The organism is Prosthecobacter algae, from assembly GCF_039542385.1.
In the GTDB taxonomy this organism is placed as follows: Bacteria; Verrucomicrobiota; Verrucomicrobiia; order Verrucomicrobiales; family Verrucomicrobiaceae; genus Prosthecobacter; species Prosthecobacter algae.
The window spans coordinates 371,639-386,415 of record NZ_BAABIA010000001.1 but is presented as its reverse complement, the minus strand read 5'-3'; the positions used below and the strand labels follow the sequence as shown (position 1 = coordinate 386,415).

General features: G+C 58.7%; 12 protein-coding genes. 7 read left to right on the top strand and 5 right to left on the bottom strand.

Annotated elements, in window-relative coordinates; translation table 11 throughout:
* Positions 1-45: 45 nt before the first annotated feature.
* From ABEB25_RS01465 to ABEB25_RS01455, 3 genes are all read left to right on the top strand, one after another.
* Positions 46-882, top strand: coding sequence for a ParB/RepB/Spo0J family partition protein (locus ABEB25_RS01465; protein WP_345734599.1), 837 nt, complete (start codon positions 46-48; stop codon positions 880-882).
* 12 nt (positions 883-894) lie between these two features.
* Positions 895-1,329, top strand: coding sequence for a nuclear transport factor 2 family protein (locus ABEB25_RS01460; protein WP_345734598.1), 435 nt, complete (start codon positions 895-897; stop codon positions 1,327-1,329).
* A 107-nt stretch (positions 1,330-1,436) separates the two neighbouring features.
* Positions 1,437-2,996 carry a fused MFS/spermidine synthase gene (locus ABEB25_RS01455; protein WP_345734597.1) on the top strand — a complete coding sequence of 520 codons (1,560 nt, stop codon included), beginning with the start codon at positions 1,437-1,439 and terminating at the stop codon, positions 2,994-2,996.
* Positions 2,997-3,254: 258 nt separating this feature from the next.
* On the opposite strand, the gene ABEB25_RS01450 is transcribed toward ABEB25_RS01455, so the two are convergent.
* The 3 genes from ABEB25_RS01450 to ABEB25_RS01440 form a co-directional block, all read right to left on the bottom strand.
* Positions 3,255-4,595: an outer membrane protein assembly factor BamB family protein gene (locus ABEB25_RS01450; protein WP_345734596.1), complete on the bottom strand. Its 1,341-nt coding sequence runs from the start codon at positions 4,593-4,595 to the stop codon at positions 3,255-3,257.
* Positions 4,596-4,693: 98 nt separating this feature from the next.
* Complete coding sequence (locus ABEB25_RS01445; RefSeq protein WP_345734595.1) at positions 4,694-5,698, bottom strand: hypothetical protein; 1,005 nt, start codon at positions 5,696-5,698, stop codon at positions 4,694-4,696.
* A 334-nt stretch (positions 5,699-6,032) separates the two neighbouring features.
* Positions 6,033-6,806 carry an SDR family NAD(P)-dependent oxidoreductase gene (locus ABEB25_RS01440; RefSeq protein WP_345734594.1) on the bottom strand — a complete coding sequence of 258 codons (774 nt, stop codon included), beginning with the start codon at positions 6,804-6,806 and terminating at the stop codon, positions 6,033-6,035.
* A 159-nt stretch (positions 6,807-6,965) separates the two neighbouring features.
* On the opposite strand from ABEB25_RS01440, the gene ABEB25_RS01435 reads away from it, so the two are divergent.
* From ABEB25_RS01435 to rpoD, 3 genes are all read left to right on the top strand, one after another.
* Positions 6,966-8,168, top strand: a complete 1,203-nt coding sequence (locus ABEB25_RS01435) for a saccharopine dehydrogenase family protein (protein ID WP_345734593.1) — start codon at positions 6,966-6,968, stop codon at positions 8,166-8,168.
* A 154-nt stretch (positions 8,169-8,322) separates the two neighbouring features.
* Positions 8,323-9,558 (top strand): exo-beta-N-acetylmuramidase NamZ family protein, encoded by a 1,236-nt coding sequence (locus ABEB25_RS01430; RefSeq protein ID WP_345734592.1) that lies wholly within the window; start codon positions 8,323-8,325, stop codon positions 9,556-9,558.
* 125 nt (positions 9,559-9,683) lie between these two features.
* Positions 9,684-11,552, top strand: a complete 1,869-nt coding sequence (gene rpoD, locus ABEB25_RS01425; protein WP_345734591.1) for an RNA polymerase sigma factor RpoD — start codon at positions 9,684-9,686, stop codon at positions 11,550-11,552.
* 36 nt (positions 11,553-11,588) lie between these two features.
* On the opposite strand, the gene ABEB25_RS01420 is transcribed toward rpoD, so the two are convergent.
* Together ABEB25_RS01420 and ABEB25_RS01415 are read right to left on the bottom strand one after the other, a co-directional pair.
* Positions 11,589-11,906, bottom strand: coding sequence for a DUF4339 domain-containing protein (locus ABEB25_RS01420; RefSeq protein WP_345734590.1), 318 nt, complete (start codon positions 11,904-11,906; stop codon positions 11,589-11,591).
* Positions 11,907-11,981: 75 nt separating this feature from the next.
* A complete protein-coding gene (locus ABEB25_RS01415) occupies positions 11,982-13,160 on the bottom strand; it encodes a metallophosphoesterase family protein (protein ID WP_345734589.1) in 1,179 nt (392 codons plus the stop codon).
* Between the two features lie 168 nt (positions 13,161-13,328).
* On the opposite strand from ABEB25_RS01415, the gene ABEB25_RS01410 reads away from it, so the two are divergent.
* A complete protein-coding gene (locus ABEB25_RS01410; RefSeq protein WP_345734588.1) occupies positions 13,329-14,765 on the top strand; it encodes an O-antigen ligase family protein in 1,437 nt (478 codons plus the stop codon).
* Positions 14,766-14,777 lie beyond the last annotated feature (12 nt).

The window sequence follows — 14,777 nt, the reverse complement described above, 5'->3', positions numbered from 1 at the left end:
GGACTCGGAGCACTGATCTCGGCACAACCGGCCGGGGGCAGCTCATTGCGTCCGCCAGCCCTGGCCCAGCCTGCGCCTGGGGATGTGGTCAATCGCGTCGGTCTGGAACAGATCGTCCCCAGCCCCCTCCAGCCTCGCAAGGAATTCGTGCAGGAGCAGTTGGCAGAATTGATGGAGTCCATCAAGGAGCATGGCATCATCCAGCCGCTGATTGTCCGTCAGGTGAACGGCAAGCTGGAACTCATCGCGGGTGAGCGCCGTTTCCGCGCCTCCCGTGAACTCGGTCTCAAGGAAGTACCGGTCATCGTCCGTGAAGCGTCTGACAAAGACGTGCTGGAGATGGCGCTGATCGAAAACCTGCAGCGCGAAGACCTCAACCCCATTGAAGAAGCCCGCGCTTATGAGCGCCTCGCCAAGGACTTCTCTATGCGCCAGGAAGACATCGCTCAGCGTGTGGGTAAAAACCGCGCCACGGTGGCCAACACCATGCGCCTGCTGGATCTCGCCTCCCCTGTCCAGAATCTCCTCTCTACTGGCAAGCTAAGCACCGGCCACGCCAAAGTCCTGCTGACCCTGAAGGATGCCGAAAACCAGGAACGTGCCGCAGACGAGATTGTCAAAAAAGGCCTCACCGTCCGTGCTGCTGAAAAGCTGGCCAGCGGCATCCTTAACCCGCCACCGCCAAAACCGGTGCTGGGCGACAATGAAGTCAACAGCGCCATCGATTCTGTGGAGCAGCGCCTCATGCACCACCTGACGACGAATGTCTCCGTGCGTCATGCCGAGAAGAAAGGCCACATCGAGATTGATTACTACGGAGTCGAAGATCTCAACCGCCTGCTTTCGCTCATGGGCGTGCCTGAAGAGCAGGTGGAGGAATAAGCCCCCACGGCCATGCGTTTCCTCTCTGCTCTTTGGCTCAGCTTGCTGCTCACTGCTTGCAGCCCGGCGGCCCCCGCAGACCAGCCCGAGATCGAATCCTTCCTGCAGCGTTATTTTTCCACCTGGTCTGCGAAGGACATGACCGGTTACCAGGCCTGCTTTCACCCCACAGCCCGCATCAGTTTCGTCGGGGCCAAAGGCCAGACCGACAGCCAAGGCCTCACGGATTTCATCCACGGTCAAAAGCTCGGGCATGAACGCTCGCCCGAACCCATGATCGAGGTGCCCACCGACATGAAAATCTCCGGCGATACCCGTGTGGCCCAGGCTGCCGTCAGGTGGAAGCTGACCAAAGGCCGTGAAATCGTGACGGGCACCGACTACTTCACGCTCGTCAAGACACCCGAAGGCTGGAAGATCGCCAGCCTGGTTTTCTACAACGACTGAGGTCGTGACGGGAAAAGCCCAGGCCACTTTGCCGAGGCTGTTGAGAATCTCATCTTGCCAGCCAATCCCGCAGCACTGAATACTGGCGGCACACACTTTTCCCGCTGATGTCCAAAGCCCCCACGCCCGCCTCATCCTCCCCGCAGGGAAACACCGACCGCCTTCGTCCCACCCGGCTTTTCTTGGGCGCTGCCTGCTTCTTTTCTGGAGCTTCCATGATGGTCATCGAAATCAGCGCCGCACGGCTGCTTTCACCGCTGTTCGGCAACAGCGTCTATACCTGGACGGCCCTCATCGGCGTCATCCTCATCGCTTTCAGTGTCGGCGGTTACATGGGTGGGCGACTGGCAGATAAACGGGCAGGGCTGGATGTCCTGGGCTGGCTGCTGGCAGGCGTGGCCGTACTGACTTTTTTCATCCCGGCGCTCAGCACCTGGTTCGGCCCAGCTTTTGCCAAAGGCGGCCTCATTGATGGCCCCGTTATGTTTTCACTTTTCCTCCTGGCCGTGCCGGGGGCCCTGCTCGGTGCCATTTCACCCGCTGCAGTGCGTCTTTACAGCCTCACGTCTCAGGACAGCCACATCGGCGGGGCCGCAGGCACCATCAGCATGCTCGGTTCGCTGGGTAGCTTTGTCGGCACCTTCCTCTCGGGCTTTTTCCTGCTCGGGAATTTCGGTGTACGCAGCATCTTCGTCGGCACCGCCGTGCTGTTGCTGGCCCTGGCTCTAGTGGCCTTCTTTCTCACCGGAAAAGGCAGCGCGCAATCGGCCAAGGTTCTAGTCGCAGGAGTCATCGCCGCCCTCATTGGCTCGCTCTCCACCCCCACACCGGCCCAAGGAGTCATTTACGAGCACGAATCCTTTTACCACCGCATCCAGGTGACGGAGGAAGGCGTGAGCCCGCACCGCCGCCGCTTGCTGAAGCTGGACTCCACCCACGAAGGCGGCATGAACCCGGACACAGGAGATCTCATCCTGGCCTACCAGCACTACTGGCGGCTGGCCATGTTACAAGAACGGCCCATCCAGAGTGCCCTCTTCATCGGTGCTGGTGCCTTTGGCATGCCGGAGGAAGTCTCGCGCACCTTCCCCGAAGCCACGGTGGATGTGGCCGAACTGGACCCTGCCGTGATCGAAACCGGCCGCCAGTTTTTCAAGCTGGATGAATACCCACGCGTCAAAGCCTCGGCAGGTGATGCCCGCCATTACCTGCGCACCAGCGGCGATAAAAAATGGGACCTCATCTTTGGCGATGCTTACAATGGCATGCAGGCCATCCCTGCCCACCTCACCACCAAGGAATTTTTCCAGCTCATCTCAGATCACCTCACCCCGGAAGGCGTTTACACCATGAACGTCATCTCCGCTGTGCAGGGGGAGAAATCGGAGCTCCTCGCTGGCATGCTGGCCACCCTGAAAGAAGTGTTCCCCCACCTCCAAGTCTTCGCCGTTCAAGGCAATCGTACCACCTCCCAGAACGTCATCGTCCTGGCCTCTCATCACGACCTTTCCAAGCTGATCCTGGACCAACACTTCCCCGACAACACCTGGCAGGCCCGCATCCTGCGCACCCACGTTCCGGCCCAGTATCTTCCCACCGATGGCCAAGTCTTCACTGACGACTTCAATCCGGTGGATGCCATCATCGCCCGCGGCCTGATCCGGTAAAAGTGAAGCTGGCACTCCTGCCTGCCTAGCTTTTGAAAAGCAGGTGCTGCACACCAAAAAAATCAGGGCGGACCACTCGGTCCGCCCTGAAATTTTTCGAAGGTTACCAACAGCCAGAAGACAACCCACTATCTGAAATTCGTTACTGAGTCCGCCTTTGCGTTCCTCAATGTGCAGTGATCATAACCGATCCATTTTCAGATGCGTCAGCTCCCGGTAAGAGGCTTGTAAGGAGTGTGTCAGAATCGCTCCCACACCTCACTGGCCCACGCAGTACAGCTTGTCCTGGGTGCGGATGAAGAGGCAGCCATTGGCAGCGGCGATGCTGCTGCGGCAGCTTGCGGCGTCGCCATTCGGTTTGCTGCCATTGCCCATTTCATTCATGCTCAGAAGCTCGAAGCTGTCACCGCCCGCTTTGACCACATAGACCTCGCCCCAGAAATTGGTCATGTAGATCTTGCCATCGGCCACGGTAGGGCTGCTCTCAAACTTGGCCTTGCTGCCGGTTTCACCGGTCCAGATCACCTTGCCCGTCTTCGGCTCCACACGACTCACCGTGCGGCGGCCACTGTCCAGAACGTAAAAGCTGCCTTCATAGAAGGCGGGCGTGGAAACATCCGTGGTCACTTCCTTCGGATTGCTGGTCCACAGCGGCGGCACGTCCTGGCCCTTGCTGTCCAGCGGCATGGCAAACACCGGGGAGTTTTTCGGCGCGCAGACGAGCGCGATGCCATCACCCACGACAGGCGAAGGCACGAGACGGAAGAATTTGTTATACCCTTCACCTGCGAGGTTCCAGGTAGCCAGCCGTGCGTATTCAGCGCCCGTAGCCGCATCGTGCAAAGTCAGCGTGTCACCACCAGAAATCAGCATCACTCGTTTGCCAGCATGCGTGGTGAAAACAGGCGAGCTGAAGGCTTCCAGAGATTCCACTTCCGCAGGGGTTTTGCGCAGTTGTTTCCACACATCTTTGCCCGTCGCAGGATCCACGGCCAAGATGTAGCTGGTCATGTCCTTGCCTGGAGTGCCTTTGGGAAAACCTTGAAACTCAAAGGTCTCATTGCGCTGCAACACCTGGATGTACAGCTTGCCTCCATCCATCATCGGGCTGCTGCCATAGGTCCACTGGGTGGCAAAGGCACCATGAGTTTCCTTGAAATCGCGCTTCCACTGGAGGTTGCCTTCGAGGTCAAAGCTGGCCGCTACCGCATCCGCAAACAGGAACACCACACGCTCCCCATCCGTCACGGATGAAGGGCTGGCGAGGTTGCTCTTGTTGTCCCATTGCAGTCCCCCTTCAGAGACCACCTTGCGCCACAGCTCCTTGCCTGTTTTCGCATCGTAGCACAGGCCCACGAGCTGCTGTTTATCCACGATCGGTGCCGTGATGAAAACTTTATCCCCCCACACCACCGGCACGGAGGCCGAGATGGCAGGCACATCCACGGCCCATTTCACGCCTTCGGTTTTGCTGAACTTCGCGGGCAGATTTTTCTCCGGGCTGGAGCCGTCCAGATTCGGGCCACGCCAGTTGGGCCAGTTTTCAGCATTGGCAAAGGAAGCCGCGAGGGCAAAGGCGAGGAAGAAGGGCAGTTTCATACGTTGGGGCAGAGAAACGAAAACGCGGCCAGTTGTCGAGATGTTTCTCCCTCCGCAAACCAAGGGCCACACATCGTTCTTCTCAGCCAGCCCAGGGCTCACTTTTCCACCTGCGCCTCAATCACTTCACCACCTAGCGGCACCACCAGCCCTTCACGCACTTGGTCAAAGGCCTTGCCACGCAAAGACGCATGCATGTAGAGCTTTTGTTTGCGGCCCTTCAGTTTACGCAGCACGTCCCCCATCACTTCTTCTGAAACAGCATCCTGGAAATCGGCGAACCAGTAAATCGTATCCGCATCCAGGACCTCATTCGACATCAGCGCCACCTGGGTTTGCGAGGTTCCGTTGAAGTTGATGAAGTAGGTCCCAGGCCTTTTGGCCAGGCGTTCGTAGATCGGGGCCAGGGGCATGGGCTGCCCGGGATCATACTTCAGTTTACGGCGTTCCTCCTCAGTCATGCGCAAGGAAGCTGTGCCCTGCCAGTTTTGCCAAAACGTTGCAAAGGCTTCTCCCTCGGCTTTCCGCACCTTATCATCCACACGTCCTTTGGCTTCCCGCAGGCCGCAGCCATAATGCATGACCAGCACGCTCTGGCGGGCGATTTTGTCCAGTTCACTCACCACAGCAGGTAGGTATCGCGTCATGGAACGAGAGACATCAATCACCACCGCGATTTTGCGGGTGTTTTTCAGTTCCATGCCAAACATGGAGATCGGCTGAAATGTCATGCCCGGCATATTGCCACGGCCGATTCCAGATCCTGTTCCCGTCCCAAAACCAGCACTGGAAAGCCCCATACCACGGCCCAGGGAGCCCTTGCTCCCCAGCAGTGAAGTGGAGTCTGGAATGTCCAGCAACTCCGGAGGTGCATCCGGCAGGGTGATCGCCGAATTCAAGCTCGTGGAAACTAGGCGTTGTTTAGGCAGCTTTTGCTGCATCATCGTCCGCCGTCTTTGCTGCACCTTATGTTCCAAAGCCTGATCCGCCGCAGCACCGCTTTTCGAACCGCCCCCTGAGATGAAATCCACCTGAGAGGCGGGGCGGGCCACGCTCAAGACCATCCACCCAGCGACGGCCAAGATGACGGCGTGAATGCCCACGGAAACCAGCAATGAGCCGCCCCCCATCCGCTGCCAAAGAGCCTTAAAACGAGGCTGTTTCTGAACTGATGCGGGTGCTTCGATAGCAGGTGCGAAAGACGGGGGGTATGGGTCGGCGGCCAAAGAAGATATTTCTTCGACCTCGTTCCATCCTGCCTCGGGGGGAAAAGACATGGGATGTTCACTCATCCCCTCACGCTAGGCCGTTGAATCCAGACGGTAAAAAATACCTTGGCAACGAATCCGCCACGCATCCTCCCAGCCCCCAGGAGCGATGAGCAGTTTTAGCATCGCACCCAGGTGGTCCTGGTCAAAAATCATCCCGTCAAATCCATCACCTCAGGTTCACCGCGCCACCGTCAATGGGGTACGCGCTACCGGTGATGAAGCCCGCCTCGTCGCTGCACAGATACAGAGCCAATGCGGCGATCTCGGAGGGCTGCGCCATGCGACCGATGGGCTGGGCCTCGCTGAGTTTTTGGAACATTTCCGCTTCCTGTCCCGGATAAGTCTTGGCCAGATAGCCATCCACAAACGGCGTGTGCACACGGGCCGGGTTGATGCAGTTGCAGCGGATGCCCTGCTTGATGAAATCCTTGGCCATTGAGTAGGTCATGGTCAGCACAGCCCCCTTGGTCATGGAGTAGGCAAAACGGTCCGCCAGCCCCATCTCCGCAGCGATGGAGCACATGTTCAGCACCACACCCCCGCCCTGGGCCACCATTCTCTCAATGGCGGCCTGGGAACAATTAAATACCCCTTTGATGTTGATCTGGTAAAGCCGGTCCATGTCCGCCTCCGTGGTGGTCAAGACGGTGCCAATGTGAGCGATGCCCGCATTGTTCACCAGGATGTCCAGCCGTGGACGGCGGACGCTGATTTCATCAAAGACCTTCTTCACCCCAGCGTGATCCCCCACATCACAGGCCATGGCCCGCGCGCTGCCGCCTTCCGCCACGATTTGATCCACGGTCACCTGAGCAGATTCCAGTTTCAGATCCAGCACCTCCACATGGGCTCCCTGACGGGCAAAAAGCAGAGCAATGGCCTGACCGATGCCTGAGCCTGCACCTGTGATGACAGCGGTTTTATGAGCGAGAGAAAACATGGGAAAGGGAGAAATGATAGGTGGATACGTGGGTTGGGAAATCAAAATACAGCGCCAACGGCCCACTTCTAACCCTCAGCGGCCCACCTTGAGTCCTAAAGTTACTTTCACACCGCGTCGCTTGACTCCCGTTTCATCACCGCCACCCTTGCAGACTCTATGGCAAAAGTTCTCATCATCGGCGCAGGCGGCGTTGGCCGCGTGGTCACCCACAAATGCGCTCAGCTCCCCGACGTGTTTAGCGAGATCATGCTCGCCTCCCGCACCAAATCCAAGTGCGACAGCATCGCGGCGGAATTGAGCCGCCCCATCCAGACCGCCGCAGTGGATGCGGACAATGTGCCGGAGCTGGTGAAGCTGCTGAAGGAATTTCAACCGAAGGTCGTCATCAATGTGGCCCTTCCTTACCAGGATCTCACCATCATGGATGCCTGCCTTGAGGCTGGTGTGCATTACATTGACACCGCGAACTACGAACCTCGCGATGTCGCCAAGTTTGAGTACCACTGGCAGTGGGCCTACCAGGAAAAATTCAAGGCTGCCGGCCTCACCGCCCTGCTCGGCTGCGGCTTTGACCCAGGCGTGACGAATGTTTACACCGCCTACGCGCTGAAGCACCACTTCAGCAAGATTGATACGCTGGACATCCTCGACTGCAATGCGGGTGATCACGGCAAGGCCTTCGCCACCAATTTCAATCCAGAAATCAACCTCCGCGAAGTCACCGCCAACGGTCGCTACTGGGAAAACGGTGCCTGGGTGGAAACCAAGCCGCTCGAAATCAAACGCAGTTTTCCCTTCCCGGACGGCATCGGGCCCAAGAACATCTACTGCCTCTACCATGAAGAGTTGGAGTCTCTGACCACCCATTTCGACATCCGCCGCGCCCGATTCTGGATGACCTTCGGCGATCAATACATCAAGCACATGGAAGTGCTGGTGAACGTGGGCATGACCCGCATTGATCCCGTGATCCACAAAGGCGTGCCGATCATCCCCATCGAATTCCTCAAGACCTTGCTGCCTGAGCCAGGCACCCTGGGTGCGGATACCAAAGGCAAGACCTGCATTGGCAACTGGATCGAAGGCACGGGCAAGGATGGCGAGTTCAAACGCTACTACGTTTACAACATCAAGGACCACGAAGACTGCTACAAGGAAACGAACAGCCAGGGCGTCAGCTACACCACCGGTGTGCCCGCCATGATCGCCGCGAAGCAGCTCCTCACCAACGAAGAGTACCGCCAGCCCGGCGTTTGGAACGTCGAACAGCTCAATCCAGATCCCTTCATGGCCGACCTCAATGAGCACGGCCTGCCTTGGGTGGAAACCTGGCCTACCGAGCCTCTTCCTGGCGAGTAATCCGCCACCTGCCCGATTCAAAAGCCACACCCGCAACGGTGTGGCTTTTTTCTTGGCTTCCTGGCTTCTACATCGGGCCTTCTGCAAGCCCTAGGTGGCAGCTTGTTTCATTCTCCATTTGACCGTTGCACCTGCCACCGCCTCTGTCGCCCGCATGGGTTCACGACGTTCCTTTCTTCTTTCCGGTGCCGCCTTTCTCACGGGGTGCCAGATGATGCCAACCCAGCAGCCCATGCCCATGCAGCAGGGTGGTCCGTTCATGCTGGGCATCGATTTCCTGGCTTCGCGAAACTTTGATCTCCTGCGAGGGAAACGTGTGGGCCTGATTACCAATCATACCAGTGTCAATGGCCGGGGTGAAATGACCCGCGTGGTCATGCAGCGCGCGCTAGGTTCCTCCCTCACGGCCCTGTATGCGCCCGAGCATGGGATTGATGGCACCATCGGCGCCGGCATCCACGTCAGCACCCGGCGGGACAGCGTGACGGGCCTCACAGTTTACTCTCTTTACGGCCCCACCCGGAAGCCTACCCCGCAGATGCTGGCCCCCATCGATGTGCTGGTGTTTGACCTTCAGGACATCGGCTGCCGCAGCTACACCTACATCAGCACCATGGCCGTAGCCATGGAGGCCTGTGCGGAAAATGGCAAACACTTCGTCGTGCTGGACCGCCCCAACCCCATGGGTGGCTGGCGCGTGGAAGGCCCGCCGCTGGAGGCGAAATGGAAATCTTTTGTGGGCCAGATTCCGGTGCCTTACGTGCACGGCATGACAGCGGGTGAGCTGGCCATGATGACCTCCAGCAAAGGCTGGATCAGCCAGGCCCCGCGCCTGAACGTGGTAAAAATGCAGGGCTGGAGCCGCAACATGGTCTGGCAGGATACCGGCCTGCGCTGGTACCGCACCTCCCCCAACATCCCCTACGCCACCTCTCCCCAATACTATGTCGCCACCGGCATCCTGGGCGGCGGCTCGGCGGTGGACATCGGCATCGGCACCGAAAATCCCTTTGGTTATGCCGGTGGCAGCGGTGTGAATCCCCAGGCCATGATGGCCGCCTGCCAGCGCTGGAACATGCCCGGGGTGAGCTTCAGTCCTTATTCCCGCAACGGGTTCGGCGGCGTGCGGTTAAACATCACCCCACGCGCCCAGGCCGACCTGACAGCCCTGGACGTTATGCTCCTCGGCGAGCTGAACAGGCTGACGGGAGGCAAGGTGCTAGGCCGAATGAGCGGCTCCAAATTAAATCTTTTCCACAAAGTCTATGGTAGTGAATCTCTTTACAGCAGCCTACGGCAGGGTGTTCCCACCAGCCGCATCGTCGGCGGCTGGGGCGGCTGGATCAGCTCCTTCCGCAGTGCCCGCCAGCGTTACCTCCTCTATCCTTAATCCGCGCCACCCATTGCCGACAATTCAAAGAATGTCTTGACCATATGGATGGCACCAAGATATTCACCGTTCTGAGCCCATCCGCCGGGCTGTAACTTACCCCCTTAGGAATTCACGGCGTCTCTATGGCCGTCCCCAAAAAACCAGCCCCCGGAAAGTCCCCTTCCTCCAAGACTGCCTCTCCCCCAAAACCTGCCGCCTCTTCCAAGGATGCGGACCAGGAGGAGAAACGCGGCAGAGGACGTCCACGCATTCATCCTTTGAACGATCGGCCCAACCAAACGCCTGTGGTGGGTCCGGATGGACAGCCGATCAAACGCAAACGCGGACGTCCGCCAAAGACTAGCTTTACACCGAGCGCACCCACGGTCGTCTATGACGATATCAATGCGCCCGAGGTCCAGTCGCGGCTGCGTAACCTCATCCTTCTCGCCAAGGATCAGGACCACCTCACCTGGGACGACGTCAATGAAGCACTGCCGCTTGGCATTGTGACGCCCGACCTCATGGACGAGGTCATCAGTCGACTGCGTGCGATGGAAATCCGCGTCGTGGAGGAGGGCGACCTCAGCGGGCAGACCGCGATGAAGCTTCTCGCCCGCGCGGCCGAAGAATCCGCCACCAGCGAACGTGCCGACACCAAGCTGGACAGCCTGGATGACCCGGTGCGCATGTACCTGCGCCAGATGGGCCAGGTGCCCCTGCTCACCCGCGAGCAGGAAATCCAGATTTCCAAACGCATCGAGAAGGCCGAGATCAGCCTCCAGAGCTGCCTCCAAAACGTCGGTTTTGTCGCCCGCAACTTCCTGCAGTTCGCCGAAAGTCTCGCCAACGGCCTGGAGCGGTTTGACCGCCTGGTCATTGACCGCAAGGCTGAAGAGCGTGACAACTATTTCAAAAAGCTGACCCCGCTGCTGGAGCAGGCCAAAGACAGTTTCGAACGCTGCAGCGATCTCTACACCGCCCACACCAAGGCCGCAGAGAAGAAAAAAGACAGCTCCCGCGAAGCCTTCAACAATGCCCGCGGAGCCTACTTTAAGCTCTGTGCGAAATTCTTCTTTAAACAGAAGATCAACGAAGACTTCGTCGCCCTCATCCAGTTGAAGCTGCGTGAGATGGAGCAGTTGGAACACGAGATCCGCCAGCATCCAAAGAACGAGATGGCCATTGAGGCCCTTCACCAGTTCCAGCTTCAGGCCTGGCAGAGTACCGAAGGCTATCGCCAGATCGCCGCCGATGCCCGCCGTTGTGTGGCCGAGTCCACCCGCGCCAAGACCGAGATGATCGAGGCCAACTTGCGCCTGGTCATCTCCATCGCCAAAAAGTACACCAATCGCGGCCTTTCCTTCCTGGATCTCATTCAGGAAGGCAACATGGGCCTCATGCGTGCGGTCGAAAAATTCGAATATCGGCGCGGCTACAAGTTCTCCACCTACGCCACGTGGTGGATCCGCCAAGCCATAACCCGCAGCATTGCCGACCAGGCACGCACCATCCGCATTCCGGTGCACATGATCGAAACGATCAACAAGCTGATGCGGGTGAACAAACAGCTCGTCCAGGAACTGGGCCGCGACCCGACTCCAGAAGAAATCGCAGAGGAAATCCACCTCCCAGTGGAACGAGTGAATGCCGTTCTCCGCATGGCTCAGCAGCCTGTCTCCATGCAGGCCAAAGTGGGCGACAGCGATGGCGACACCGAATTCGGCGACTTCATCGAAGACAAGGAAGCCCATGACCCCATGGAGCTCACCGCGATGAACCTGCTGCGCGACAAGCTGCGTGACGTGCTGGATACCCTCAACCCCCGCGAACGAGAGGTGCTGGAACAGCGCTTTGGTCTGGTGGACGGTGCCGGACGCACGCTGGAAGAAGTGGGCAAACAGTTCCAGGTCACCCGCGAACGCATCCGCCAAATCGAGGCTAAGGCCCTGCGCAAGCTGCGCCACCCGACACGCATCCGCAAACTCGGCGGTTTCTTCGGCGGCTCCTGATCGTCTTCCCTTGTAGCCCGCTTGAACCCAAGCGGGCTATTTTTTGCCACCACCGAAGCCAAAGATTTTCTTCAGGAACCCAACTGAGGCAGCGGGCTTAACCTCCACCACCGGGGCATTGGGCACCAGCCCTCGGGTAATCGGTGGTCTTGTATTCACAACGGCGTCGGCTTGTGTAGCGGTCACTGGCTGCCACCAACTGGGTGCCTGGGCAGCGATTTCCTGCCAGGCTTCACCACCCACCTTCCAGACGAGTGTGTGCCCCTTGATGCGATTTTGCACCAGCAAAGCAGCCATGGCCGCATCCTCATAGGGACCGTCGGCCACACCATCGTTGTTAAAATACCACGTCATGTATCAGACATCATGCTGACATTCCTGCGGAAGAAATGCCATCGAATTCAGCCAAGGACCGAGAGTAATGCCCCCTCAAACCTTTCCTAGCGCTGCATGCAGCACCCGCAGGCCCTGGCGTGCGGTTTCTGCCAAGACCGCATCGGCGGATTTCGTCTCCTGAAGCAGCCTTCCCGCAACGCGAGCGGCCAGCGGAGCTTCGCTGCTGCTCACCAGCGCACTGATCTCGGCCTCTGTCGGGGCGGTTCCCACTTCAGAATGAAGGCGCAACCGCAGCAGGCGCGACCGCCAGGTTTCCAGGGCCTGCTCCAGCAGGGTCCAGCCTGAAATACCCAAACTGCCACGCAACGTGAGCCGCAGCAGATCCTGCCCAGTTTTGCCCTGCACAACAGCCGTGAGTGTTTCATTCAAGCGTGCCACAGCCTCATCATCAGAGAGGTGAAACTCCACATCATGCCAAGCCAAGCGTGCCGTGGGCACGGGCACGACCTTGGCAAGACTGCCTCTTTCCACCGTAACCACAAGTACATGCCCAGGCAGGTTCCCCACTCCGCGCGGGAAGCGATCGGGCTCCGGTGTGCCTGAATACCACGCCGCGCACTTTCCAGAGGGCGATACTTCCTTCATCCCATGCCAGTCCCCTAGGGCCATGTAGTCCAGCTCATCCAGAGGTAGGCGGGCGAGGTCCAGACGATTCGCCGCGTCAGAGGACTCCTCCTCATCACCCGCCGGGCCAAAGTCCTGAACGCTGCCATGGGCGATGACCAGCCTCGGTTTACTGCCGAAAATCGACAAGTCTGCCCCCCGTAGCCAGGCCGTCGTATCACTGGCATCGTGCTGGCGCAGCAACGGGCAAGGCAGGAGCACCACTTCCTCCAGTTCTACAGGTTCGGCCCGAAGCAGCACATGGAGGTTCGGGGCGAGGGCCTGGCATTCCTGCCGGAAAAAGGCCTGCTCCCACAGGCTGCCAGGGCCGCCATGATCATGGTTCCCAGGTATGACATACACAGGCACCCCCAGAGCACCGATGGCCGCACAGGCCGCGGAAACGGTTCCTTTGTCCGGGGTGGGAGAGTCAAATACATCCCCAGCCACCACCACAAAACGGGCTCCGTGGTCTCGGACCACCTGCCCCAGACGCCCAATGGCAAGCAGCCGCTCTTGCCGCACCAGGGCACGCTTTTGCTCATCTTCGATGCGGGCAAAAGGCTTGCCGATCTGCCAGTCGGCACTGTGGAGGAAGGTCACGGGCATGGTGGAGAAAACCCATCAAGGCCACCCGGTCAAAGTCAAGGAGGGGAAAAGGCCCGTAAACATTTGCCGAATGGCCATAAAGTCTCCCCCGTCCCAGCCTAATGAGAAAAATGTGGAGGCTGTTCCGAGCATTGCCTCTAGCCAGATCAGCCCAGATTGCGCTTGTTTGTGAAGGCTGCCAGATTTACAGGCAATGCCTTAGCCGAACTGCCCCTGATGGAATACCGCACGGCCCTGTTTTTCCTCTTTCTTTACTACATCCGGCCTCAGGACTGGATACCTGCCCTCATAGGCTTCAACATCATCCGGCCGATGATCCTGATGTGGATCATCAGCTTTGCGACCTCAAGAAGGCGCAGCGCCACCCCGGGTATCCTGAAGACGCCGCACGACTGGGCCATCCTGGTCTACTACCTCTACGTTTCGTGGAATTCAGGCGACTTCAGCGGCACACTGAAGGCGTTCATGCCTTATGTGGTTTTTTATGCCTTCACGGTTCATTCCCTCACCAGTTGGGAGCGTGTTCTCGGCTACATCAAAGGCTGGAATTTCATGCTCATGGGGGTGGCAGCGATGGCCATTGGCAGCCTGTTCGGAGTGGACCTGACCAATGCTGCCGACGTGACCATGTATTATGAAGGCCGTCTCAGCCTGGGCACCTGGATGCACAACAATCCGAATGCGCTCGCCCACTCGGTCATTGTCGTGATGCCACTGAGCTACGTCCTCTATTTTTGGAAAAAGGGAGTGATCGGCCGACTGATCGTCTTCCCGGCCTGCACAGCACTGGCTTGCTTCTGTGTGTATCAAACTCAGTCCAAAGGGGCCTTCCTGGTAGGCGGGGTGCTCTTTGTCCTCATCTTTGTCGTTGGGCGTCCCAAGTCCATCCAGATTTTGGCCCTTGCCATGGCCGCGACAATCGGCGTCTCAGCCCTGAGCTTCCTTCCGCGTATGGAGCAAATGAGCAACCTGAAGGCCGATGAAGGTGTGCAAGGACGCCTCATGGTGTGGGAACTAGCCAGGAACGTGACCAAAACAAAATCTGAAGGCGATGGCTGGAAGCAGTTCGTTGGCCACATCGTCTGGCAAGGCCAGTGGGAAACCAAAGCCACCCACTCCAGCTACGTGCAAGTCGGCGGGGATCTGGGCATCAACGGCCTGTTTTGCTACTTGCTGCCTTTATGGCTGGCCATTCGCTCTCTTTTGGTCGGTGCTAGAATGACCCGGGATGACCCTGACAAGGAACGATGTCGGCGGGCGATCATGATCCTTGTCATCGCTTACCTCATCTCTGGCTGGATGATCAACCGTGAATATCACACGGAATACTTCCTGCTTGTGGCCGCAGCCGCCGCCATTCACCGCCTAAACTTAGCAGGTGAACTCGGCATCGTGGCCGATACCGAAGAAGACCTGGAGAACGCCACTTTGGCCTCCAGCCAGCCCCAGACCGATGCCCTGACCCTCCCTCCCCAGCCCCTGGAAGAAATCGCAGAAGGCGGCAAACGACTTTGGAACCGCATCACCCTGGTGGATGTCGCCGCCGGTGCCGCCATGACCCAGGCCGTGCTATTCACCTGGGACTACGTGCTCGAAAACCTGTAGTCCCCAGTGAAT